Below are 23164 nucleotides of genomic sequence, written 5' to 3'. Positions count from 1 at the left end.
CCTAGTCTCGTGGGCTCGAAGATGTTTATAAGACCCAGCCCTCATCCTCTTCCAGGATTCTCATATCTTCGCCGCTTTCACCACCAGCAAGATTCAGCATCATMAGTGAAATRATCACTTCGCTGTCTGTAAAACCCTGCTTTTTATTGGCTCCGATCTTCATATGTTTTTCAATAGAATCCCGCAGACCCATGGCATGTATCAGATCCAGATAAAGCGGAAGACCTCCCAGTGCTGTTAATCCTACGCCTCTTTTTTCTTCTTCGTACTTGAATGGAAGGATGCCTTGTGTCATAATTTTTAAAATCCCCGTTGGTGATAGTTTTTGTTCGCAACAAATACTCTATCATACTGTTTTTACAGTAACAACGGGGATTTTTATTTTTTTGATGAAAGATCGGGGTGATTCCAAATCCTTCATCAATTTTAGTTACACCTATCCTGTGGTTTTCCGGGAGGTTTTTTTAGCCCTTAACAGGGCTAGGGCCTAACCCGGACCAGACAAAGACCTGTATCCATATGGCGCACTTATTTTCCATTTATATCCCAAGTCCATGAACTTGATGGATATTTCCTTTCAGAAGGCTTGCACAGACTAAAAGTTGCAAATCATTTACATCAAAATTTGTTTTTTCCCTGAACAATTTCCTGGAGATTACGAACCACAGCAGTCATAAAATTTGCCTGAGCATTCATTTCTTCTGCTGCACTGGCTGATTCTTCAGAAATAGCCGCCGAATTCTGGACAACAGACTCCATTGCCGCAACAGCCCGGTTGATCTGAGAAATACCCTCTGCCTGTTCCGATGCAGCCCCTGCAATTTCTCCCAGAAGCTTTCCAACTGAATTTGTCTGTCCGCTTACCCGGGTGAAGGACTCTCTAGCTGTTCTGGTGACCTGACTTCCTTTTTCTACCCGTTTCTGAATTTCACCGATTAATTCTCCTGAATCTCGGGAAGCCTTTGCCGCCTTCAGGGCCAGACGTCGCACTTCACCTGCCACAACAGCAAAGCCTGCTCCGGCTTCTCCGGCACGGGCAGCCTCCACAGCCGCATTCAGGGACAGGAGGTTGGTCTGAAAGGCAATGGCATCAATGGAACCAACAATTTCAGAGGCTTCTCCTCCCACACGGGAAATTGCATCCATAGCTTTCTGAAGATCCTGCATGGCTGTCTCTGAATTATTCATCTCTGCACCCACGGACTTCATTAAAGAATCCGCTTTTCTCGCATTTTCTGCTGTTCTAGCCACCTGTGAGGCCATCTCTTCCAGAGATGCTGCCGTTTGTTCAATGGATGCTGCCTGGCTGGAAGCCCCCTCAGCCAGGCTCTGGCTGGAATTTGAAACCTCTCCGGAACCTTCCGCAACCTGTGAAACACCCGTTTGCAGATCCTGAACAATCCGTGCCACGGGAGATGAAATACCCCGGTACACAAGAAGAGCAAAACCTGAAATTGCCAGACCTATACCTGCCAGTGCAAAAAAAGCAGCAGCTACAAGATTTCTGCGGACCTCCACATCTGCCTCATTCAGAAACTGGATTACTTCAAAGGCACCATGCATCTCTCCTTTTTTCCAGCCCTCCATGGGGCCTCCCGTAATATCCAGACCATCCTTACGCCCCCAGTATTCAAAAGAAAGTGCAGGATCTCCATGACAGTACAGGCAGGTCTCGGAAAGCCGTACAGGCAGAAAATACCTGACCGCATTAATTTCTTCATCAATAAGATAGTATTCCGAAAGATTTTCCTGGGCCAGCTTGCGCAAGACATCCGCTTCCACAGTGGACCGGCTCCCGTAATCCGGCATATTTTCAGGATTTCTCGGTGAGAATTTGGGCACCCTGAATGTATAGCCTCCCGATTCTGCTTTTTTCATGGCCGATTCCCAGGCTGTCACCACAGGTACGGCACTAAGTACGGCAGCCATTCCTTCCGGTTTTTTCGAAAATTCATTAAGAATTTCGACGGAAAACATACCCTTTTCCCATTTGGCATCCATGGCCTCACGTACTGATTCAGCCATAAGGCATATTGCCCTTGCTTTTTCAACAAAGGCTTCTACTGTTTTTGAACGGAAATTCCATGCATATACGGAAAAAAAAAGAGCACAGAGCAGTGTCATACTGATACCACAGAGAAGTGTGATTTTTATCATCAAAGATAAACGGGAGAGAGCCATGGAAAACCTCCTGCATGCAATGGGAAATGTTTTTTTTGAGGGCCCTTAAGTTCAGTAAACAAAAAACAACGGTATCTGTCTAGCTGACCTGCTTATCCAAATTCACTCGGGAATAATAAGTATATCTGCTGTGCTTGTTGAAAATGCTTGTGTATAAATATAGAATACACAAGGTATGCAGGTAAGACAAGTCCTCCCCTTGCATCCCTTTAAAAGAGAGGATAGTTTAAAAACAGAACAGGCAGCTTTCAGTGCATCTTTATTATGGACAGGAAAGTCACTATGCTTTTAGACAGAGAAAAACGCTGCAAGTCCGAACCCAGCGCCTCCCTTGGCTATCGGGAAGAAATACCTGAAATAACAGAAGCCATAATACGCTCCTGCGAGGAACCGGGCAGTTTTACCCACATCAACCATGAGCCCATTCCTTCAAGGCAGGAAGTGGTTTCCATTGTCCATGCCCTGCAAAAACTTATTTTCCCCGGATATTTCAGCAGGGAAAGTCTGGATGCCACTAATCTCCGCTATAAAATCGGTCACAGTGTATCAAGGCTCTTTGATACCATGGCCCAGCAGATTATCCACAGCCTTCGCCATGACTGTTTCCGTTACGACAGACCCTGCAGCCACTGCAGCGAACAGGGCTACGAGACCGCCACAAAACTTTTCCGGGCCATTCCGGGTCTGCGGCGTATCCTCGCAACGGATGTGAATGCCGCCTATGACGGAGATCCTGCGGCATCCAGCCATGATGAGATCATTTTCTCCTATCCCGGGATTTTTGCCATTGCCGTGTACCGTATCGCCAATATCCTTTACAGGGATGAAGTACCTTTCATACCCAGAATCATGAGTGAATACGCCCACAGTGTTACAGGAATTGATATCCACCCCGGTGCCACCATAGGTGAGCGCTTTGCCATAGACCACGGTACAGGGGTTGTGATCGGAGAAACCACCCGGATCGGAAAAAATGTAAGGATCTATCAGGGCGTTACTTTAGGAGCCCTTTCCCTGCCTCCGGATGCCGGTAACCGGCTTAGGGGTAAAAAAAGGCATCCAACCATAGAAGATGACGTCATTATTTATTCCGGTACCACCATCCTTGGCGGAGACACCGTGATCGGCACCCGCAGTGTCATAGGCGGTAACGTCTGGCTCACGGAATCCGTTCCTCCGGATACACTGGTGGTAATGGAAGCCCCGAAACTCAGCTACAGAGCTTCCGCCCAAAAGGGAAAAGACTCCCATGATTTTACATGAACTGCGGCGGCAAATCCGGCTGCCCCTTTCTCCGGAAAAGGTTTTTGAATGGCATAGCCGAAAGGATGCCCTTTTACGCCTGAGTCCGCCCTGGGCCATGCCCGTACACCTCAGACAGCAGAGTGGGCTTAAAACCGGTGGACAGGTTTCCATGCGCATTCCCCTTGGTCCCCTTTCCCTTCCCTGGAAAGGATATTACCCGGAAGTCTCCGCCCCCTTTTTTTTTAAGGATATACAGACAAAGGGTCCCTTTGCCTTCTGGGAGCATTCCCATTATTTTCATCCGGATGCAGCAGGATGCCGAATGGAAGATATCCTGCGCTTTGCCCTTCCAGCGGGTCCGGCGGGTAATTTTTTTGCGGCAAAAATGGTAAAAGAAAAACTTGAGAAGCTTTTTCACTGGCGGCAGCATGTGCTGGAAGATGATCTTTCTGCGCCTCTGCCCCGGCCCATGACTATTCTGATGAGCGGAAGCTCCGGTCTGGTGGCGGAAAGCCTCATTCCTGCTCTGACAACGGCGGGGCACAGGGTGATTCCCCTTGTCCGCCAAAGGGGCATTTCTGGTACCCGTTTCTGGAATCCGGAAAAGGGCTGTGCCGATCCCGACATCATGGATGGGGTTGATGCGGTGCTGCACCTTGGCGGAGAACCCATCGGCGAAGATACCTGGACAGAAGAAAAAAAGCGCCGAATTCTCCAGAGTCGTATTCAGGGAACCCGTTTTCTTGTTCAGGCCATAAAAAAAGCATCCCATCCTCCCAAAATTTTAATTTCAGCCTCTGCCATTGGGTATTACGGACACAGAAAAGACTCTGTTTTAAGCGAGGCAGATTCCAGTGGTCAGGGCTTTCTTGCCCGAGTCTGCCGCATGTGGGAGGAAGAAGCCCTGCAGGCGCAGGATTTCTGCCGTGTGGTCTGTCTGCGCATAGGTATCGGCCTGACGCCCAGAGGTGGTGCCCTTGCCCGGCTCTATCCTCTTTTTTCCATGGGTCTGGGGGGCACCATCGGCCGTGGCCGGGCCTGGATGAGCTGGATTGCCATGGAAGATCTGGTTCGGGCCATCCGTTTTCTTCTTCATGCAGAAGAAATATCCGGACCCGTGAACCTTACGGCACCTCAGCCCTTGCAGGCGAGGGCCTTTGCAGATACGCTGGGCTCTACCCTCAAAAGACCATCGGGGATGCAACTGCCCCCCTCTCTGCTGCATCTTTGTCTGGGGGAAATGGGAAAAGAGGTGTTGATGAGCAGCACAAGGGCTTATCCTTTCAAACTTGAAGCCGCAGGCTTCCGGTTTCGTTATCCTGACCTGAAAAGTGCCCTGCCCATGCTGACGGGCAAGGGATAAACCTAGCCGCCAAGGAATCTTCCATGTCCCTTTTTTATAAACGCAGTTTCACTGCTCTCATGATACTGGCCATGGCCTTTGGCTTTTTCCACCTTTTCATTTCAAAGGAAACCATACCCTTTGATTTTGAACGCCTGCATATTTTTCTCTTCAACCTCTGTGCCGGTGGTGGCCTTATTCTCTTTCATACCCGGAGAAACCTGCCCAGGCCCATGGGTGGCAAACTGCACATTTTTATAATGCTGAGTCTTCTTTTTGCCCTTGCCGCCTTTCTGGAAAGTTATATTCCTGCCATGATCTGTGCGGCCTCACTGGCCATTCTGGTGGAATCCGAACGCATACGGACCTTTTCCTTTTTCCCCATAGATTTTTTTAAAGACAGGGTACCTGTGGAGAAAAAATTCCATCAGGCAGCTCTTTTATGTCTTTCCATGGGTCTTGCCACTTCCGTTGTGGTCATGTTTAATGAAAGCTATGCCAACTGGGTTTCCATGGAAAAACTGACCCTGAACACCTTTTTTCTGGGTTTTTCCTTTCCCGTATCCCTCATCACCATGAGTGTGATGTTTCAGATTATCGGGGATAACCGGGTAAGGACGACAAGGGTTCTGAAAAATATAGGATTCTGGTCCGTTAACCTCGGAGTCATTATCTTTTTCATCTTCATCCTTTTTGAGTGGCCTTCCCTTCAGCTGGTCATATCCCTGATTCTTTTCGGTGCAGTACTTCTCATTCTCATTCTTTTTCTTCAGGATCCCATGCAGGCCCAGCAGAAGGCCTTTCTTACCTCGGGCATGTTTTTTCTGGTATTTACCGGTATCAGCGGCATTGCCTATATTCTGCTGGAAATGACGCCCTATTACACTCAGGAAAACGGGAAAATTCTTTTAAAAATGCACAGTTTTGCATCCCTTTACGGATGGAACCTCAGTGGTCTTGTGGTCATCATGCGCTATGAGGATTTTCCCATAAAACTGCACTCCAGAACCCTGATTATGACCCACTGGATAACCGTGCTTGTACTGGCTCCCTTAGGATACTTTTCGCCTTTTTTTGCCCTTGTGGGTCTGCTGGCTTATATTGTTTTGCTGGAAGTTCTTTTTTTCAGCGCAAGAAGTGCGGGAGAAGAGGTCGTACCCCATGTCCTGACAGAATAATTATGAAACACTTCTGTTTCCAGAGACAGGTGTTTTGACTTTTCAAAATAAGGTATTTTTCCGGTTTTAAAAAATCTGATGGCTCCTCTGGATCAGCAATGTGTTTTTGGACAGTTTGTTTTCAGGTCATGACAGGATCGGAAACCTGAATGCGGACAGGCGTAAAACCTGACGTTTTCAAAGCCCTTGTTCGCAGGGCCAACCTTCACGAGTGATTGAAGGAAGAAACAAGGCCTGCTTTTGGTATTTTTTCGATTCAGATTTCTATGATTGAAAAAGCGATATGATTTTTTATATATGCTGGCACCTTTTGTGCTTTTATCATTAAAAGCTTTTATCGGGTTTTTTCCGTCTTTCTATCAACCCAAACAAGGAGATATGGCATGACAGAAAAAGAACACAAGCGTTACAAGGTTAAAATGGCCTGCCCCCAATGCGGCTGCAGCAACCTTACCACCCTTTCCAAAGAAGAAATTCAGAAACGTTTTGGAGATCTTCCCAATGTGGAACTGGACTGCCATGAATGTATGATTAAATATGAAACTGCCAGGGCGGATGCCTGCCCAGAATGGGATGCGGAATGTATTATGATGCAGGAAGGTAAAGGAAAAGCCTGAACTTTTTTGTATAGAAAAAGAAACTTTTTTGTATTGACAAACATCATGACTATACTGCCATAGTTCACACTAATTTTTTATCATGTAAATGCAATAGCAATTCTGACCGGATAATCTGGATGAGCAGTAAAATCCATTTTTACAATTTAAAAACTTTCTCCTGCAGGGAGAAGAGACTTTCAAGGAAAGGTTAAAAAAATGGCTTTTGATTTTAATGCGGATGAAATTTTTCAGATGGCAATTCAGATTGAGCAGAATGGAACAAAATTTTACAAAAATGCCGCCGAAGGTGTTAAGAAGCCAGAAGAAAAAGAGTTTCTTCTCAAGCTTGCTGAAATGGAAGTGGACCACGAAAATACATTCACGGAAATGAAGCGCAGCCTCACCGAAGATGAGAAGGCCAAAACCACTTTTGATCCTGAAAATGAAGCAGTTCTCTATCTCAAGGCCCTTGCGGATACCCGTGTCTTTTTCCAGAAGACCATTGATACTTCAAACCTCAAGGAAATCCTCAAAGAAGCCATAATTGCAGAAAAGGATTCCATTGTCTTTTATCTGGGCATGAAAGAGCTGGTTCCCGTAGGTAAAGGTAAAAACCGTCTGGATGCCATCATCAAAGAAGAAATGGGCCATATCCGTCTTCTGAGCAAGGAGCTTGTGGCCATCAAGTAGTTTTGTTGATCATTAAAGTCTTAAGGTTCCGGTGCTTAATTAAAAAAGCACCGGAACCTTTTTTTATTTCTGGTTAGCAGGACAGTCATACGAATCCGGTACTCAAGATCCTTAAGCATTTTTGCTCCCGTAAAGGGGCTTGAGTTTTTCTGCTTGAGTGCCGGATTGCGTCACGAACAAATGCTCCGGTTGTCTATGCATTTGATTATAGATATTCGATTTACCAAAGGAAAATAGTGCTGAATAATTAGCTTTCCAGGGATTACTTTCAGGGTAAATTCCGGAAATGCCCTCATTCTCCTGTCCTTCCCAGAGGAAAGAGCTTTGCAATGCCTTCCTTTGTGGCAGGGCATACACCCTTTTCCGTAATCAGGCCCGTAACCAGACGGGCAGGTGTTACATCAAAGGCAAAATCCATGGCCGGGCTGTTTTCCGGTGGCACAAGCACCCTTCTCGTTTCCCCTGCATCGTCTTTTCCCTGTACATAGCGAACTTCATCGGGATTCCTTTTTTCTATGGGAATATCCCCTCCCCTTTCAAGTGTCCAGTCTATGGTGGAGGAAGGAAGGGCCACATAAAAGGGAACGCCGTTGTCCTTTGCCGCCAGGGCCTTCAGATAGGTTCCGATCTTGTTGGCCACATCCCCTGTGTATGTGGTGCGGTCTGTCCCCACAATCACCATGTCCACCATTCCCTGCTGCATAAGGTGGCCACCGGTGTTATCTGCGATAATGGTATGGTCAACGCCAGCCTGTCCCAGTTCCCATGCCGTAAGCCTTGAGCCCTGATTGAGGGGACGTGTTTCATCCACCCATACATGCACGGCAATCCCTTCCATATGGGCTGCGTAAACGGGAGCCGTTGCCGTCCCGTACTCCACGCAGGCCAGCCATCCTGCATTGCAGTGGGTGAGGATGTTCACGGATTTTCCGTTTTTTTCTTCGGCAATTTTCCGGATCAGGGGCAGGCCGTGCTCTCCTATCAGCCTGCAGCGTTCGGCCTCGGCATTGGTGATGGCGGCAGCAGCTTCATACATCGCAGAAATTCTTGTCTCATCTTCGGGAAGAGACCTGACTTTTTCCATGAGAAGATCCGCAGCCCAGGCCAGATTCACCGCCGTTGGGCGGCTGGACTTTATTTTTTCGCAGCATTCTTCCATCCATTCATTGCTTATTCTTCCATCGGGAGCCGTGCATGCGGCAAGGTACATGGCCCAGGCCGCAGAAGCACCAATGAGGGGCGCTCCCCGTACGGTGAGGGTATAAATGGCCTCTATGGCATCATCAATGCTTTTAAGATCCAGAATTTTTAAAGTGTGGGGAAGAAGACGCTGATCTATCACCTGCACCACACCCGTCTTTTCAGGATGGGGCCAGATGGGACGTGTAAGGGTTTGCATTCATTTTCCTTGTCTGGATGTTGAGGCAAGGATGCGGACATGATCGGAGAAAAAACCGTCCACACCCATGGAGAGCAGTTCTTCTGCCCGTTTTTTATCGTTCACAGTATAGGGATATACAGAAAATCCCTCGGATTTCATACGCTGCACCGCTTTTTTTTCCAGCGTTCTGTGGTCGGGATGCCAGGAAAAAGCTCCTGTCTTGATGCAGAGCTCCAGAATTTCTTCGTCTTTCTGCCATTTCTGACTGAGAACACCGATGAGGGGCGGAAGGGGAAGCCTTGACAGATGCTGAAGAAAAAGATGGTTAAAGCTGGAAACAATAAGCCGGCCCTTCAGGGGAGCGCAGGCGGATATGAGGGATGCCACCATTTTTGCCATGTGCCGGGAATCTGGAACCGCCTCGGGCTTTACCTCCACATTGAGCCAGCATCCTTCCGGAACCGTTGCCACCACCTCCCGGAGAAAGGGAATGGATATACCTGCAAATTTATCCGAAAACCATGATCCCGCATCCAGAGCCTTTAGAAAATCCGCATCATGGTCTTTTAGCAGGCCGCTTCCGTTACTGCAGCGATCCAGGGTGGTGTCATGGTGCACCATGAGGCGGCCATCCCGGCTCCACTGCACATCCAGTTCCGCCATCCGGGCACCTGCCTGCCATGCCGCCTGAAAAGCCGGAAGGGTATTTTCAGGGAATACGGCCCTGTAGCCCCTGTGGGCTATGACAAGGGGAGAATCGGGAATGGGGACTGCCGATGATTTAAAAGAAGACACAACTCACCTCCCTGTTGGACAATGTTATATGGCAAGGTCTGAAGACAGCTCTTTTTTTCGGGTGGGCATTATATTCCAAGGTCAGCATCATAGATTCTGCCGTCTGAATGCTTTCGAACAGGTAGGGCAGCTACGCTCCTGCGGAGACTGCCACCAGACATAGGCGTTGGATTTTCAGTACCATAAATGAAATTGACCCTTATGGCTCCGTCCTTATTTTTATCAGAAGACCAGATACTCGGGACGGACAGATGTATCAGTTCAGTCAGATGGACTGTCCATTGGGTCTGCCTTCCATAGAGATAGCCCTGATTTTTGTCATAAAGGGTTTTAAGTTCCATGGCCGTTGGCATCCGCCAGTCCCTGTACCCGCCTCCCCTGTAATTTCTGCAGTAAATAAGGGCATTGCTCCATGTCTGATTGCCGCCACTATCTGCCGCAGCCCACATCAGGCCTGTTTCCGTATCCAGAACCATTGCATCTGAATATGCAATGAATCGCCCGTCCCTTGCTATGATCTCCGCATCAATGATGTGGCTGTCCTGGCCTCTGCTCTTTCTTGATCCGGTTTCAGTGAAAAATGAAAGGCTAAAAACAATCATCAATGTTATGCCGATCAGAATGATTTTTGCCCACAAGCCATGAATGCTCTGCCAGGGGAAAAAATAGACCGCATAAACCGTTGCAAAAACAAACCAGTCATCCGTATTGTGATAATAGCAGAATGCAAAGAAGAAAATAAGAAAATGCATACGAATGACATTGATATAAGGACGCATAATAATGTCAGCCAAAGGATTGCTGTCCTTATTTTCATACACCCTGATACCTGAGCCGGCACGGATTCCCTTTAGCAAATGGGAAAAAACATGCTCTCTTTCTGCAATCACAACGGCAACAAGAAAAAAAGAATAGGGAAATAAGAGGTTTTTAAAAACAAAGGCCCACATATGGATGGGATTCAGACCAAGCCCTTTCAGCTCTGCCTCCAGCCCTTCAAGGGGAAAAAAGCTGCTCAGAAATGATGCATGGGCACTGTGAAAGGCACCAAAATGAAAAGAGAAAAAAGCCAGAAAAAAAAGGCATCCTGCAAGGGCAATGAGAATGTCCTTAACATTTCTGTACTCTGTAGAGTCCTTTTGCATCAGCACATAGTAAACCGCTCCGGCACAGGCACTGAAAAAGGTAAGATAGCCGAGAACCAGACTTGAAAGCCACAGAGACCAAACAAGATCTGCCATTTCCCATTGCATGTGAAAGGCAAAGAGAAGCGAAATTACAAAGGCAAGCAAATCCGGAATAAAATTGGCGGCCGGGTATTCTTTTTCCGTAACTGTCATCATTTAAAAGGCCCTCTGGTTTCACACTCACAAGGTCAGTATTTGTCTGTGGCCGCCGCTGCCTATTCTGATTCTACAGGTAGCAAGAACTGTGTTTTAATGAAAAATATGCACTTCTCTTAACAAGGCCTGCAGTTTTTTTATTTAATAGCATAGTCTAAATTTATCGGAGGTAAAAAATGAGTGAATATGTAAAAGCTACTAAAAAAATAGATGTGTCGGCCGGAGATTCCGTCCGTATTTTACGTGAGTTGCAGGAAATGAGTCAGAATGATTTGGCAGCGGCTACCGGCATTGCCCAATCAACCATATATGCCATTGAAAATGGCCGCATTCGTCTCGGTGTTGAGCGTGCTAAGGTTTTAGCCAGAGCATTGCGGTGTCATCCTGCCGTACTTGTCTTTCCCGGTTGGAATGTTGAGGAAGAAACCGCAGCATAGAAGATTCAGTCTTGTGCTTTATCCTTAAGTTTCAGCGAACGGGCCGAAAGCGACCCGTCCGCTGAGATATCGCACCTAAAAAAATCAGATGGCGTCTACAATGGCATTCAGGGTGGCGCTGGGCCGCATGGCTGCTGCGGTTTTTTCTTTATCCGGATGGAAGTAGCCGCCAATGTCCATGGGGCTTCCCTGGGCTGCCTTCAGTTCGGCTACAATTTTTCCCTCGTTTTCCAGAAGATCCTTCGCAACACCCGCAAAACGGCCAGCCAGCTCGCTGTCTTCCGTCTGGGCAGCAAGGCTTTCGGCCCAGTAGAGGGCCAGATAAAAATGGCTGCCCCTTGTGTCCAGCTCGCCCACCTTGCGGGAGGGGGATTTGCCCTTTTCCAGAAACTTTCCTATGGCCTGATCCAGGGTTTTAGCAATCAGGCGGGCCTTTTCGTTGCCAAAGGTTTTGTAAATATGCTCAAAGGACGGCACAAGGGCACAGAATTCCCCCAGAGAATCCCAGCGCAGATGCCCTTCCCGGAGAAACTGCTCCACATGTTTGGGCGCAGATCCACCGGCTCCGGTTTCGAAGAGCCCGCCCCCATTCATCAGCGGTACAATGGAAAGCATTTTAGCACTGGTGCCGATTTCAAGGATGGGGAAAAGATCGGTGAGATAATCCCGCAGCACATTTCCGGTGACGGAAATGGTGTCCTCGCCCTTACGGATACGCTCCAGGCTGAATCCCATGGCCTCCACAAGACCCATGATCCGGATATCAAGGCCTGTGGTATCCTGTTCCGAAAGATATTTTTCCACCTTGGCCATAAGTTCCCGGTCGTGGGCACGTTTTTCATCCAGCCAGAAAATGGCGGGAGTTCCTGCCTCACGGGCACGGTTCACGGCCAGTTTCACCCAGTCTTTGATCGGCTCGTCCTTGGTCTGGCAGCAGCGGAAGATATCTCCTGTCTCAACCGCCTGTTCCAGCAGAACATTTCCATCTTCGCTGACAAGACGGATACTGCCCTGCCCCGGTGCCACAAAGGTTTTATCGTGGGAGCCGTATTCCTCGGCCTTCTGGGCCATCAGCCCCACATTGGCCACAGATCCCATGGTGGCCGGGTCAAAAGCACCGTTTTTCTGGCAGTCTTTCACCACTTCCTGATAGATGGTGGCATAGCAGCGGTCCGGAATGGCGGCAATGGTATCATGGAGTTCATCATCTGTTCCCCACATGCGGCCGCCGTCCCGTATGAAAACCGGCATGGAGGCATCCACAATGATATTGTTGGGAACATGGAGGTTGGTGATGCCATGGCGGGAGTCCACCATGGCAAGTCTGCAGTTTTTCCCGTAGCAGGCCGTGATATCTGATTTGATGGCTTCCTTCTGCGCTTCAGGTAGCTTTTCAAGGCGGGCTTCGATATCGGCAAAGCCGTTGTTGACATTGATGCCAAGCCCTTTCATCACCTCAGCGTGCCGGGTCAGAGCATCCTCATAATAAACTGAAACACAGTGACCGAACATGATGGGGTCGGATATTTTCATCATGGTGGCCTTGAGGTGCAGAGAAAAGAGCAGCCCTTCTTTTTTTGCGGCAGCCATCTCGGTGGCAAAAAAAGCCCTCAGTTTTGCCACATTCATTACAGCGGTATCCACCACTTCACCGGCCAGAAGGGGCAGTTCTTTTTTCAGCACCTGTGTCTGGCCGTCCGCACCAGCAAATTCAATCCGTACACGGCAGTCTTTGTCAAAGGTCATGGATTTTTCGCTGCCATAGAAGTCGCCATTATCCATGTGGGCCACTCGTGATTTTGAATCTGAAGGCCAGGGCTTCATCAGGCGGTGGGGATTTTTCTGTCCGAAACGTTTCACCGCCGCCGGAGCCCTGCGGTCGGAGTTACCCTCCCGCAGCACAGGATTTACAGCACTGCCCAGCACTTTGGAATAACGGGCCTGAACTTCCTTGTCCGCTTCACTGATTGTATCGTCCGGATAATCCGGGATATCATAGCCCTGCCCCTGCAACTCGGTGATGGCATCTTTGAGCTGGGGAATGGATGCGCTGATGTTGGGGAGCTTTATGATGTTGGTATGGGGCAGAAGGCAGAGCTGGCCAAGCTCAGTCAGATCGTCGGACTGGCACTGTTCAGGTTTGAGCCTTTCCGGAAAAGCCGCAATGATTCGGCCCGCAAGGGAGATATCCTTCTTCTCGATGGTCACGCCTGACATGGCTGTGTATGCTTGCAGAATGGGGAGCAGGGAATAGGTGGCAAGGGCCGGAGCTTCATCTACTTCGGTATAGATTATTGTATGGGTGGTCATTTTTGCCTCAATGATTTCAGGGTTGAATGGAAAGACTGCCGACATTGGCCGGAGCTAAAAAAACTACCACACACAGAGGAGGATTACAATTTTTGAGAGGCATCCGACTTATCTTCCTGTTCGAGCCAGGCGGTGACGGTGGTCAGGTTCCGTTCGACCTGAACACCTTCCCTTTTTCGACGGTAACGGTCGCATGGGAAGGCTCTGGCAAAGTCTGATTCTGGCCCACTGGAACCCCCTTTTTGCAGATCTTCCCGTGGAAAGTATTGTGTATGCCCATCAAGTCGCCTATTATGAAGCTCTTCAGGAAAGCACCCGTGAGACTGATTCCGCCCCCTTCACCACCTTCATGCTGAATCTCCCATGGCTGAAACCAGGGGCTTTATTGTGACATTTGGTAAACAGAAATAAAAAAGGATAAGGAGTCCGCTGTGAAAAATGAATTTAAAATTCTTGCGGTAAATATTTCTGAAAAAAAAGGGATTCAGAAAAAACCTTTAGCCAAGGCCATGCTGATAGCGGATTACGGAATAAAAGGAGATGCGCACGCAGGCAAGTGGCACAGGCAGGTCTCGCTTTTAGCGGATGAAGATATTCAGACCATGCGTGGCAAAGGCATGGAGCTTGATTTTGGTGATTTTGCCGAGAACATTACAACAGGCGGTATTGATCTCAGCAGCCTTCCAGTTGGTACACGGCTTTTTCTTGGAGATGCAGAGCTTGAGGTTTCACAGATCGGTAAAGAATGTCATCGGCATTGCGCTATATATCATAAGGTCGGAGACTGTGTAATGCCAAGGAAGGGCATTTTTGCCCGGGTCCTAAAAGGCGGGGAGATAAGCAGTGAAACCCGCTGTTATTATATTTCCTGAAAACAATCGGGCAACAGGCTGTTGGCCAATTGGTCAATGATAATCAGCTTGCCATGGAATAAAAAAACTTTACTTCCCTATTCATCCTGTCCTATAGAAGGGCCTGAAAATTGATGTTGAAAGCTGGGGGAGCCTTAAAGAGGCTGAGAGGGATCATAAAAAGATCCGACCCTTGGAACCTGAAGCAGTTCGTACTGCCGTAGGGAAGCAAAAAAGAGCAAGGGTGCAGCATATCACGCATCCGGTAGAAGGTCTCTTCAGGGCTTGCCTTTGGCAGGCCCTTTTTGTTTTCTTCTTTCTGAAACAAAAAAAGGCCTGCCAGAGACAGCCCCGGCCCCATACCTTCCTCAAGAAAAGCTTTCCCTTCTTTTCCTCTCCCGGCCCCATTAAAAAGCCCTCTTTATATTCCGCTTTGTTTTTAAAGAAGGCCCACCCACGGAGGAAGCACCATGCAGATCATCGTTAACGGCAGAGAAGAGGTGCTGGAGAAAAGCACGGATATCCTTGCTTTTCTCCAGTCGAAAAAGCTGGAACCGGATGCGGTGGTGGTGGAGCTGAACGGCCTCATCATCGAAAAAAAGCGTTTTTCCGAAACCCTTCTTAACAGCAGAGATCAGGTGGAAATTCTGCGCTTTGTGGGAGGTGGATGAGATGAATCTTTCTGCTCCTGATACCTTTTCTCCTGAAAAGGATAGCCTGATCATCGGAGGTGAAAGTCTTTCCTCCCGTCTTTTTGTGGGCACGGGAAAGTACCCCTCAGACACCCTGATTCCCGGAGTGCTGGCCGCATCGGGCAGTGAGGTGATCACCGTTGCCCTGCGTCGGGTGGATATGGATGCCACAACGGACAATGTCATGCAGCACATCCCTTCCAATATAAGGCTTCTGCCCAATACTTCCGGAGCAAGAACTGCGGAGGAAGCCGTTCGCATCGCCCGTCTGGCCAAAGCCATGGGCTGTGGCAACTGGATCAAGATAGAAGTGATATCGGATAACCGTTATCTTCTGCCCGATGGCTATGAAACGGTAAAAGCCACGCAAATTCTGGCGAAAGAAGGTTTTGTGGTGCTGCCCTATGTAAACGCGGACCTGATGATTGCAAGGAGCCTTGTTTCTGCTGGTGCTGCGGCTGTTATGCCCCTTGGTGCACCGATAGGCAGCAATCGTGGCCTGCAGACAAAAGAAATGCTGCGGATTCTCATTGAGGAAATCCCCCTGCCCATCATTGTGGATGCGGGAATCGGCAAACCTTCCCAGGCCTGTGAAGCCATGGAGATGGGGGCTGCGGCCTGCCTTGTGAACACAGCCATTGCCGGAGCTGGCAATCCTGTGGCCATGGCGAAAGCCTTTGGTCAGGCAGTGGCAGCGGGAAGAAAGGCCTTTCTTGCCGGAGAAGCCGCTGTTTCACCGGGCAGGGCTTATGCCTCTTCTCCGCTGACGGGCTTTCTTTCTTAAAAAATAAAAAGGAAAAAACCATGGGTTTTTATGACCTTTTGGCATCATATAAAAATCAAGACATTCAAAAGCTCACAGCATCCTTTGACCAAAGGGATGTCTGGCGTGCCCTTTCCAGGGAAAGCTGCGACAGCAGGGATTTTCTTACCCTTTTATCCCCTGCGGCAAGGCCTTTTCTGGAAGAAATGGCTGTGAAGGCAAGGGAGCTCAGTATCCGGAACTTCGGCAGAACCATACAGCTGTTCACTCCCATGTATCTTTCCAATTTCTGCACCAATGGCTGTGTTTACTGCGGCTTCGGATGTGCCAATTTTATTCCCAGAAAACAGCTTTCCCTGGAAGAAGTGGCAGAAGAAGCCCGCCTCATCGCCGCAGACGGTTTAAAGCATATTCTCATCCTTACGGGCGATGCCCCAAAAATTGCCACACCCGCCTACATTGAGGCCTCTTGCAGGGAGCTTCGCAAGCATTTCAGCTCCATCGCCATAGAAATCTACGCCATGGACACAGAGACCTACCGCCGCATGGTGGCCGCAGGTGTGGACGGCCTTACCCTTTATCAGGAAACCTACAACGAAACCCTCTATGACACCCTTCATCCCTATGGACCCAAAAAAGATTACCATTTCAGGCTGGATGCACCGGAGCGGGGCTGCATTGCGGGTATGCGCATGGTGAATGTGGGTACCCTGCTGGGCCTTGATGACTGGCGAAGAGATGCCTTTTTCACGGGCCTTCATGCGGACTGGCTGCAGAAAAACTATCCTGAAGTGGAAATCAGCATTTCCCTGCCCAGAATGAGGCCCCATGCAGGAAGTTATTCGCCAGCCTGTGAGGTGAGTGATGCGGATTTTGTGCAGATTCTTCTGGCGCAGCGGATTTTCATGCCCAGATGCGGCATATCCATATCCACAAGGGAAAGAAAGGAGTTCAGGGACAATATCATGGGCCTTGGTGTCACAAGGATGTCTGCGGGCGTAAGCACTGCTGTGGGCGGACACAGTGATAAAGATTCTGGTACTGGTCAGTTTGATATTTCCGATGAACGCTCCGTGGAAGAAATGGCTGTTGCCATCAAAGCCAAGGGATACCAGCCCGTTTATCAGGATTGGCGACCCATGGACTCATGGGAGAAAAGCGCATGAGCCATGACAATCTTTTCCGGCAGGGTCTTTCCATCCACCTGTCTGCTCGCTGCCGGGAACGGCTGCAGAAGACCTGCATTGGCATAGCTGGTGCAGGTGGCCTTGGCTCCAATGTGGCCTGCCATCTGGTCCGTTCCGGCATAGGCTCTCTGGTGGTGGCGGATTGTGACCGGGTTGCTCCCTCCAACCTCAACCGTCAGTTTTATTTTGCAGATCAGGTGGGCCGCCCCAAGGTGGAAGCCCTGAAGGAGAACCTTTTACGCATTGACCCGGCACTGGATATGAAAACCCGCTTCATACGACTTGAACCGGAAAATATAAAGGTCATTTTTCAAGATTGTGAACTGGTGGTGGAAGCACTGGACGATGCAGCTGCCAAAGCCATGCTGGTGGAAGCACTTGCCCCTGAAAAAAGACTCATTGTGGCGGCATCGGGCATTGGCGGTTACGGCGATCCCGAAGGAATCAGGGTTTCGACCTTCGGAAAGAATATTCTTGTGGTGGGGGACGGACGCACACCTTCGGAAACAGGGGTTCCTCCCATGTCACCCAGGGTGGGCATTGCCGCTGCCATGCAGGCGGACATCATCCTGAAATACCTCATAGGAAGCCTGACATCCAAGGAGATAAGCCCATGACCCCTTCTCCCCTTTACCGCATCATGGATGCCAGTCTGAACCGTTGCTGCGAAGGGCTGCGGGTGCTGGAAGATATGCTGCGCTTTGTTCCCGAAGATGTTGCTCTTTCCAAAGCCCTGAAGAACCTCAGGCACAGCATTCGCAAAGAGACAGCCGCCCTTGCTTCAAGGGCTGTGAAAGCCAGAGACAGTGAAAATGATCCGGGTTTTGTGATTTCCCAGAATGGCCCACCCGGAAAAAGATCCGGCATGGCTGATGTGGCTGTGGCCAACTGCAAACGGGTGCAGGAAGCACTGCGAAGCCTTGAAGAGCAGGCCGCTGCCCTTTCCATGCCGGAGTTGTGCCTTTTTTTTGAGAGCTGCCGCTTTCAGGTCTACGGATTGGAAAAGCGTATTCTGGAGACCCTTATTCCAGAAATCCGCAGAAATATTCTGAATACGGATATCTATGCCATTACCGCATCGGAGCATTCCAGGGGAAGATCCAATATTGATGTGGTGCGGCAGATGATGGATGCGGATATCCGCCTTGTGCAGTACAGGGAAAAGGATAAAAGCCTTCGTCAAAAATACGAAGAGTGCAAGGAAATAAGAAAAATTACAAAGGATTACGGAGCAAGCTTTGTTGTGAACGATGATGCGGACCTTGCCCTTATGGTGGGTGCGGATGGGGTGCATATCGGTCAGGATGACTGGCCCGTTTCTGCCGTAAGGGAACTTGTGGGCGAAACCATGGCCATCGGACTTTCCACCCACAGTCCGGAACAGGCCGCAGCCGCCCTTGCTTCCGGAGCAGATTACATCGGAGTCGGTCCCATTTTTGAAACCCGTACCAAAAAGGATGTCTGCGATCCCGTGGGCTTCACCTACCTTGAGCATGTGGTGAAAAACATACCCCTGCCCTTTGTGGCCATTGGCGGCATCAAGGTGCACAACATCCATGAGGTTGCAAAACGCGGGGCAAGGTGCATCTGCCTTGTCACGGAAATTACGGGAGCTGAGGATATTGGCGGAAAAACAAAAGAAATCAGAAATATTTTGTCTAAAAAAGGAAGACTGACATGACATACACCACACAGATGGACGCAGCCAGAAAAGGTATCTCCACCCCGGAAATCAAAACCGTGGCTAAAAAGGAAGGCATGGATGAAACCCGCCTCATGGAGCTGATGGCAAAGGGTCGGATCATTATTCCTGCCAATAAAAACCACAAAAATTTAAGCGCCGAAGGTGTGGGTGAAGGTCTTCGCACCAAGATTAACGTGAATCTTGGTATATCCAAAGACTGTTCCGATGTGGAAGTGGAGATGGAAAAGGTTCACCTTGCCCTGAAACTAAAAGCCGAAGCCATCATGGATCTGTCCTGCTTCGGTAAGACCCGGGAGTTCCGAAAACGCCTTGTGGAAATCTCCCCCGCCATGATCGGTACCGTGCCCATCTACGATGCCGTGGGCTTTTACGATAAAAATATCAAAGATATCAGCGTAGATGAGTTTTTCAGAGTGGTGGAAACCCATGTGAAAGACGGAGTGGATTTTCTCACTATCCATGCAGGCCTCAACCGGGAAACCGCAGAAAAAATCAAAAAAAATGAGCGCATCACCAGCATTGTGTCCCGGGGAGGATCTCTGCTTTATACCTGGATGCAGCTTAATGATGCGGAAAACCCCTTTTACGAGCATTATGACAGGCTGCTTGAAATCTGCGAGGCCTATGATGTGACCTTGAGTCTTGGGGATGCCTGTCGTCCCGGCTGCCTGAACGATTCCACGGATGCCTGTCAGGTGCAGGAGCTGATTACCTTAGGGGAGCTGACACTAAAGGCCTGGGAGCGCAATGTTCAGGTTATGATAGAAGGCCCGGGCCACATGGCCATGGATGAAATTGCCGGTAACATGATGATGGAAAAGCGCCTCTGCCATGGTGCGCCCTTTTATGTTCTGGGACCGCTGGTCACGGATGTGGCACCGGGCTATGACCATATAACCAGCGCCATAGGCGGAGCCATTGCCGCTGCCAGTGGTGCCGATTTCCTCTGCTATGTCACCCCTGCGGAGCACCTGCGTCTTCCTGATCTGGATGACATGAAAGAAGGCATCATTGCCGCCCGCATAGCTGCCCATGCGGCAGACATAGCCAAAAAAATCCCCGGTGCAAGGAAATGGGATGATGCCATGAGCCGGGCCAGAGCTGCCCTGGACTGGGAAGCCATGTTCAACCTTGCCATTGATCCCGACAAAGCAAGGGCCTACCGGGCCTCATCCATGCCGGAACACGAGGATTCCTGCAGCATGTGTGGCCGCATGTGTGCGGTGCGGAATATGAAACGGATACGGGAAGGCAAGGACATTCAGCTGCAGGATTAAAGGGCCTGGTTTGAAACAGTAAAAGCCCTTCCTTTGGGAAAGGCTTTTATTCTGATTCATATAAAAGAGGCAGGCTTATAAGAAAGAATGTTCGCAAGGAAATCAAATTTAAGACCATGATAACAGGGGCCGGTTTACCATGGCCCCTGTTTTTTTAAGCAAAAAGATCTGACACTTTTTCCAGATATAAAGGTTCTCAAGCCGGTTTAGCGCTTTGCCCTCGGCCGCCACCAGTTTGGCTGTGCCCAGACAACATCTTCGTGCCCATGCATTTCATTGGCTAAATTCAGTGCGGCCAGCCCGGGCTCGGAAGCAACAAGATAGGTGTTTTTTCCCACAGGGATTATGCGGATAACATTCAGCCCCTTGCTGGTAAACCAGTCATCGGCATTTATCTCAGGATTCAGGCGTATGACTACTCCACCTGGAAGTGCACGAACAGGCCCTCCTTTTCCGCCGTCCCGGAATACTGGGGATAATTTTCCTCCGGTATCAGCACTTTGGGGCTGACGCTTTGCTGAGCTGTCCTCCCGGACACGCAAAATCTGCACACCTCCGTATGTAGCCACCACATCGGAGCTGTCACTGCCCAGTGCTTTGCGTGTACTGTGGTCCTCATAATTATTTTCAAAAACAGCCACAATATCAGGGTCCAGATATGTAACCCGCTGACGGTCACCATCGTACCAGGTGTAGGGGATCTTATCCGAGGCACTGGCTCCATTGCTGGTAAGAAGACCAAGCAGGCAGACTATAATACTAAGGCGTCCTGTATATTTTATCATTTCAGATTCCTTTTAAAAAATAGTTGCGGCTTAGTAGCCATAGACTTCCAGACCCCACGGGCCAAGCTCAACAGGTGTCCCGCCTACCAGATTATTAATACTCAGCACCCACTCTCCATTGGGATTTTCTCCAAAATGCCGCACGGAACCGAAACGGAATCCCTCCAGATCTTGATCACCACAGGAAATTTGTTCTCCCTCTTCTGTATCCCAGCAGATTCTTGGCTTTGCCAGAGTATTTTCTGTGCCGAGAGGCCCTCTGAGAGTCAGCCCTATATCCCCAATATCCGCACCTTCCTCCACATTGAGTGTCAGATAGATGGCAATAAATTCAGTTTTATTAATACCACTTGCATCTACGTTTAAGGTACTGACCGCAGATTCGCCAGCCGGAATTATCTTTCCTGCATTCTGAAGATGTTCACTAATGACCTGAGCAGGAAGCAGCTGCTGGGTTGCCACCGCAGCACGCACTGCAGCGTCCGCATCCACTGCTCCAAAACCGTAATTTTCATTGATCCAATGTCCGGCAGCGTTTTGTGACCAGTCCTGGCTTGTCGGATCATTTCTGCGGGCAGTTGTGACCAGTATTTTACGAACATCACGCCAGGTCAGACTGGGGTTGGCTTCCAGTATCAAAGCGACCACACCGGCCACAGTGGGTGTGGCTGCGCTGGTACCGTTAAAGCAACGGGTGTAGTTTCGATTGTCAAACTCAAAGCCGTCATTATACCCTCCATCTCTATTATAACCCCGATCGGCACCTGTGAGATCTGTTGTGGTGATAGTAAGACCATCATCATTACAATATTCCCCTGCAAAACCACTAACCAGAATATTAGATCCCGGCTCTGAGTAACTGGCCCGTTTGCCCTGAGCATTCAATGCGCTAATGGCCATCACCCCGTGAAAGTTTGCCATCCCGTCATAATCGGAACGATCCTCTTCGTTAGCACCATTACCTCCAGCCCAGAGGTAAATAATTCCCTTGCCGCCACGACCATCACTCAGCCCCTCTTCGATCGCCTCTTCCCAAAGAGTGGATGCAACATGGAAATGACCACTATCAGGTGCACCCCAGCTGTTGTTGGAAATCCAGACCTGTTCTTTGTTGAGGATCATGGCCATTGCATCATCGGAAGCTTCCGCATCAAAGGCCAGAAGATTGTATCCCGCCAGTGAGGCATCACCTGCTATACCGGCCACACCAATACTGTTGTTGTGTCTGGCAGCAATAATACCTGCTACCGCAGTACCGTGGGCATCGTCATCTTCGACAGGGGTAGGATCCCCTCCGGATGTATGGGATGTAAAATCGTAGTTGAGGTTTGTGAGGACATTATCTTTGAGATCCTCATGGTTTATATCCAGCCCATCATCGACTATTGCCACCAGCACACCTTTGCCACGGCAGCCTCCAATGTGCGGGCAGTTTTCCCACAGGGGCAGAACATTGAGATCCTCACCACGCTTGGCCTCATGGCCAGGGTGTCCGCTTTGTCCGGTGTTTTGAAGGTGCCACTGATGGGCAAAGAGGGGATCATTGGGTATGGGGTCTGTGGGGGGGGTAACATCTCCGCCGTTATCTGGCGGTGGGGTTACCGGAGGAGTGCTGGCACTGTCTGAGCTGCTACTGCTGCAGGCTGTTAAAAAAAGCAGAAGGGCAACTATCAGTCCATAAAAAGAGCAGGGAAAACACCGGAAAATTTTCACATAAGCCTCCTTTATTGTAACAATCACTTATTGGTCCAAATGAGCGGGACAGAATCAGCATTTCCTTTTCATTTGGCTGGTGAAGCGAAACTCAGGCAGCTACTTGTTTTATAGGCTCTCCAGCGCTATTGGGCGGTGAGTCATCAGACTATTCTCCCTGCTAAACAGATTGCCGACAGCGACTAAAAAGTTCATTTCTTTAAATAATTTAAGATGGACTCGCAAAAAAACAAAATTCCATAACCTTTTAAATTTGTTGTCTTTATGTGGTTTTGCTATTGATTCAAGGAGCCGTTTTTGTTACATATATCCTGTGATATTAATCTATTATAAGTATTTTGCATGATCTACGTCAAAGACCACAAACAGTACGACATGTTCAGTCCGTTTGAGCATCTTGGTCCAAAGAGGCTGGCTCTTCTGGAGTCATCATGGGCGCATCTGTTTCGTGAAGAAATCCTCCACAGACTTCCGGTCAAGAAACTGTTTCATCTCTTTGACGACGGGAAGGGTCGGCCTACCAAGGAACTCCATGCCATGCTCGGACTTGTTTTGTTACAGCAGATGGAGGATCTGACTGATGATCAGGCGATTCGGCAATATGCCCTTAATATCGAGTGGCACTATGCACTGAACATTACAGACCCTTCCGACTCCAGCTGCTATGTGGCTCACCGAACCCTTTGGGGC

General features: G+C 49.2%; 22 protein-coding genes, 1 pseudogene and 1 riboswitch. Of the genes and pseudogenes, 15 read left to right on the top strand and 8 right to left on the bottom strand.

Annotated elements, in window-relative coordinates; genetic code table 11:
- Window positions 1-34: 34 nt before the first annotated feature.
- Both FIM25_RS15565 and FIM25_RS15560 read right to left on the bottom strand, forming a co-directional pair.
- A pseudogene (locus tag FIM25_RS15565) lies at window positions 35-295 on the bottom strand (IS1380 family transposase); the annotation flags it as partial.
- Between the two features lie 323 nt (window positions 296-618).
- A complete protein-coding gene (locus FIM25_RS15560) occupies window positions 619-2181 on the bottom strand; it encodes a methyl-accepting chemotaxis protein (protein WP_139450778.1) in 1563 nt (520 codons plus the stop codon).
- Between the two features lie 282 nt (window positions 2182-2463).
- Here FIM25_RS15560 and epsC point away from each other — a divergent pair, with 282 nt between their 5' ends.
- The 5 genes from epsC to FIM25_RS15535 all read left to right on the top strand — a co-directional run bounded on the left by epsC (window position 2464) and on the right by FIM25_RS15535 (window position 7235).
- Window positions 2464-3444 (top strand): serine O-acetyltransferase EpsC, encoded by a 981-nt coding sequence (gene epsC, locus FIM25_RS15555; protein WP_139450777.1) that lies wholly within the window; start codon window positions 2464-2466, stop codon window positions 3442-3444.
- Complete coding sequence (locus FIM25_RS15550; RefSeq protein ID WP_139450776.1) at window positions 3431-4789, top strand: TIGR01777 family oxidoreductase; 1359 nt, start codon at window positions 3431-3433, stop codon at window positions 4787-4789. Before epsC ends, FIM25_RS15550 begins: the two co-directional genes overlap by 14 nt.
- 23 nt (window positions 4790-4812) lie before the next feature.
- Window positions 4813-5946 carry a hypothetical protein gene (locus FIM25_RS15545; RefSeq protein WP_139450775.1) on the top strand — a complete coding sequence of 378 codons (1134 nt, stop codon included), beginning with the start codon at window positions 4813-4815 and terminating at the stop codon, window positions 5944-5946.
- 383 nt (window positions 5947-6329) lie between these two features.
- Window positions 6330-6563, top strand: coding sequence for a hypothetical protein (locus FIM25_RS15540; RefSeq protein WP_139450774.1), 234 nt, complete (start codon window positions 6330-6332; stop codon window positions 6561-6563).
- Between the two features lie 198 nt (window positions 6564-6761).
- Window positions 6762-7235, top strand: coding sequence for a ferritin-like domain-containing protein (locus tag FIM25_RS15535; RefSeq protein ID WP_139450773.1), 474 nt, complete (start codon window positions 6762-6764; stop codon window positions 7233-7235).
- Window positions 7236-7527: 292 nt separating this feature from the next.
- On the opposite strand, the gene mtnA is transcribed toward FIM25_RS15535, so the two are convergent.
- The 3 genes from mtnA to FIM25_RS15520 form a co-directional block, all read right to left on the bottom strand.
- The gene (gene mtnA, locus FIM25_RS15530; RefSeq protein ID WP_139450772.1) at window positions 7528-8634 is read right to left on the bottom strand and encodes an S-methyl-5-thioribose-1-phosphate isomerase; all 1107 of its coding nucleotides are present in this window, start codon (window positions 8632-8634) and stop codon (window positions 7528-7530) included.
- Entirely contained in the window at window positions 8635-9411 is a 777-nt protein-coding gene (locus tag FIM25_RS15525; protein WP_139450771.1) for a glycerophosphodiester phosphodiesterase, read from the bottom strand.
- Between the two features lie 68 nt (window positions 9412-9479).
- Window positions 9480-10754 carry an Lcl domain-containing protein gene (locus FIM25_RS15520; RefSeq protein WP_139450770.1) on the bottom strand — a complete coding sequence of 425 codons (1275 nt, stop codon included), beginning with the start codon at window positions 10752-10754 and terminating at the stop codon, window positions 9480-9482.
- A gap of 176 nt (window positions 10755-10930) precedes the next feature.
- Here FIM25_RS15520 and FIM25_RS15515 point away from each other — a divergent pair, with 176 nt between their 5' ends.
- Window positions 10931-11191, top strand: coding sequence for a helix-turn-helix domain-containing protein (locus tag FIM25_RS15515; RefSeq protein WP_139450769.1), 261 nt, complete (start codon window positions 10931-10933; stop codon window positions 11189-11191).
- Between the two features lie 84 nt (window positions 11192-11275).
- Here the strand turns inward: FIM25_RS15515 and FIM25_RS15510 are convergent, their stop codons facing one another.
- Window positions 11276-13501, bottom strand: a complete 2226-nt coding sequence (locus FIM25_RS15510; protein ID WP_139450768.1) for an NADP-dependent isocitrate dehydrogenase — start codon at window positions 13499-13501, stop codon at window positions 11276-11278.
- A 193-nt stretch (window positions 13502-13694) separates the two neighbouring features.
- Between FIM25_RS15510 and FIM25_RS15505 the strand changes: the two genes are divergently transcribed.
- From FIM25_RS15505 to thiC, 8 genes are all read left to right on the top strand, one after another.
- Window positions 13695-13892 carry a hypothetical protein gene (locus tag FIM25_RS15505; RefSeq protein ID WP_218961463.1) on the top strand — a complete coding sequence of 66 codons (198 nt, stop codon included), beginning with the start codon at window positions 13695-13697 and terminating at the stop codon, window positions 13890-13892.
- 40 nt (window positions 13893-13932) lie between these two features.
- The gene (locus tag FIM25_RS15500) at window positions 13933-14373 is read left to right on the top strand and encodes an MOSC domain-containing protein (RefSeq protein ID WP_139450767.1); all 441 of its coding nucleotides are present in this window, start codon (window positions 13933-13935) and stop codon (window positions 14371-14373) included.
- A gap of 115 nt (window positions 14374-14488) precedes the next feature.
- Window positions 14489-14596: riboswitch (TPP riboswitch) on the top strand.
- Between the two features lie 226 nt (window positions 14597-14822).
- The gene (gene thiS / locus FIM25_RS15495) at window positions 14823-15023 is read left to right on the top strand and encodes a sulfur carrier protein ThiS (RefSeq protein ID WP_139450766.1); all 201 of its coding nucleotides are present in this window, start codon (window positions 14823-14825) and stop codon (window positions 15021-15023) included.
- 1 nt (window position 15024) lies between these two features.
- The gene (locus FIM25_RS15490) at window positions 15025-15828 is read left to right on the top strand and encodes a thiazole synthase (RefSeq protein WP_139450765.1); all 804 of its coding nucleotides are present in this window, start codon (window positions 15025-15027) and stop codon (window positions 15826-15828) included.
- 20 nt (window positions 15829-15848) lie between these two features.
- Complete coding sequence (thiH, locus tag FIM25_RS15485; protein ID WP_139450764.1) at window positions 15849-16973, top strand: 2-iminoacetate synthase ThiH; 1125 nt, start codon at window positions 15849-15851, stop codon at window positions 16971-16973.
- Complete coding sequence (gene thiF / locus FIM25_RS15480) at window positions 16970-17611, top strand: sulfur carrier protein ThiS adenylyltransferase ThiF (protein ID WP_139450780.1); 642 nt, start codon at window positions 16970-16972, stop codon at window positions 17609-17611. The genes thiH and thiF overlap by 4 nt, the downstream gene beginning before the upstream one ends.
- A complete protein-coding gene (gene thiE, locus FIM25_RS15475; protein ID WP_139450763.1) occupies window positions 17608-18675 on the top strand; it encodes a thiamine phosphate synthase in 1068 nt (355 codons plus the stop codon). Before thiF ends, thiE begins: the two co-directional genes overlap by 4 nt.
- Window positions 18672-19976, top strand: a complete 1305-nt coding sequence (gene thiC, locus FIM25_RS15470; protein WP_139450762.1) for a phosphomethylpyrimidine synthase ThiC — start codon at window positions 18672-18674, stop codon at window positions 19974-19976. The genes thiE and thiC overlap by 4 nt, the downstream gene beginning before the upstream one ends.
- Window positions 19977-20182: 206 nt before the next feature.
- Here thiC and FIM25_RS15465 read toward each other — a convergent pair whose 3' ends face one another.
- Together FIM25_RS15465 and FIM25_RS15460 are read right to left on the bottom strand one after the other, a co-directional pair.
- Window positions 20183-20761 (bottom strand): hypothetical protein, encoded by a 579-nt coding sequence (locus FIM25_RS15465; RefSeq protein WP_139450761.1) that lies wholly within the window; start codon window positions 20759-20761, stop codon window positions 20183-20185.
- A gap of 30 nt (window positions 20762-20791) precedes the next feature.
- Window positions 20792-22474, bottom strand: a complete 1683-nt coding sequence (locus FIM25_RS15460; RefSeq protein WP_179953443.1) for a S8 family serine peptidase — start codon at window positions 22472-22474, stop codon at window positions 20792-20794.
- Window positions 22475-22816: 342 nt separating this feature from the next.
- Here FIM25_RS15460 and FIM25_RS15455 point away from each other — a divergent pair.
- On the top strand, window positions 22817-23164 hold a 348-nt coding region (locus tag FIM25_RS15455; RefSeq protein WP_139450759.1), incomplete at its 3' end, for a transposase.

This window comes from Desulfobotulus mexicanus (assembly GCF_006175995.1).
Classification (GTDB): Bacteria; Desulfobacterota; Desulfobacteria; order Desulfobacterales; family ASO4-4; genus Desulfobotulus; species Desulfobotulus mexicanus.
This window is presented reverse-complemented; position numbering and strand designations above follow the sequence as displayed.

What these genes read in the sequence shown, in the direction of transcription:
- thiE (WP_139450763.1), top strand. Translation starts at nt 17,608, where the DNA reads ATGACCCCTTCTCCCCTTTACCGCATCATGGATGCCAGTCTGAACCGT.
- FIM25_RS15560 (WP_139450778.1), bottom strand. Translation starts at nt 2,181, where the DNA reads ATGGCTCTCTCCCGTTTATCTTTGATGATAAAAATCACACTTCTCTGT.
- FIM25_RS15505 (WP_218961463.1), top strand. Translation starts at nt 13,695, where the DNA reads ATGGGAAGGCTCTGGCAAAGTCTGATTCTGGCCCACTGGAACCCCCTT.
- FIM25_RS15490 (WP_139450765.1), top strand. Translation starts at nt 15,025, where the DNA reads ATGAATCTTTCTGCTCCTGATACCTTTTCTCCTGAAAAGGATAGCCTG.
- thiH (WP_139450764.1), top strand. Translation starts at nt 15,849, where the DNA reads ATGGGTTTTTATGACCTTTTGGCATCATATAAAAATCAAGACATTCAA.
- thiS (WP_139450766.1), top strand. Translation starts at nt 14,823, where the DNA reads ATGCAGATCATCGTTAACGGCAGAGAAGAGGTGCTGGAGAAAAGCACG.
- FIM25_RS15515 (WP_139450769.1), top strand. Translation starts at nt 10,931, where the DNA reads ATGAGTGAATATGTAAAAGCTACTAAAAAAATAGATGTGTCGGCCGGA.
- epsC (WP_139450777.1), top strand. Translation starts at nt 2,464, where the DNA reads ATGCTTTTAGACAGAGAAAAACGCTGCAAGTCCGAACCCAGCGCCTCC.
- FIM25_RS15540 (WP_139450774.1), top strand. Translation starts at nt 6,330, where the DNA reads ATGACAGAAAAAGAACACAAGCGTTACAAGGTTAAAATGGCCTGCCCC.
- FIM25_RS15545 (WP_139450775.1), top strand. Translation starts at nt 4,813, where the DNA reads ATGTCCCTTTTTTATAAACGCAGTTTCACTGCTCTCATGATACTGGCC.
- thiF (WP_139450780.1), top strand. Translation starts at nt 16,970, where the DNA reads ATGAGCCATGACAATCTTTTCCGGCAGGGTCTTTCCATCCACCTGTCT.
- FIM25_RS15535 (WP_139450773.1), top strand. Translation starts at nt 6,762, where the DNA reads ATGGCTTTTGATTTTAATGCGGATGAAATTTTTCAGATGGCAATTCAG.
- FIM25_RS15465 (WP_139450761.1), bottom strand. Translation starts at nt 20,761, where the DNA reads ATGATAAAATATACAGGACGCCTTAGTATTATAGTCTGCCTGCTTGGT.
- mtnA (WP_139450772.1), bottom strand. Translation starts at nt 8,634, where the DNA reads ATGCAAACCCTTACACGTCCCATCTGGCCCCATCCTGAAAAGACGGGT.
- FIM25_RS15550 (WP_139450776.1), top strand. Translation starts at nt 3,431, where the DNA reads ATGATTTTACATGAACTGCGGCGGCAAATCCGGCTGCCCCTTTCTCCG.
- FIM25_RS15520 (WP_139450770.1), bottom strand. Translation starts at nt 10,754, where the DNA reads ATGATGACAGTTACGGAAAAAGAATACCCGGCCGCCAATTTTATTCCG.
- FIM25_RS15510 (WP_139450768.1), bottom strand. Translation starts at nt 13,501, where the DNA reads ATGACCACCCATACAATAATCTATACCGAAGTAGATGAAGCTCCGGCC.
- thiC (WP_139450762.1), top strand. Translation starts at nt 18,672, where the DNA reads ATGACATACACCACACAGATGGACGCAGCCAGAAAAGGTATCTCCACC.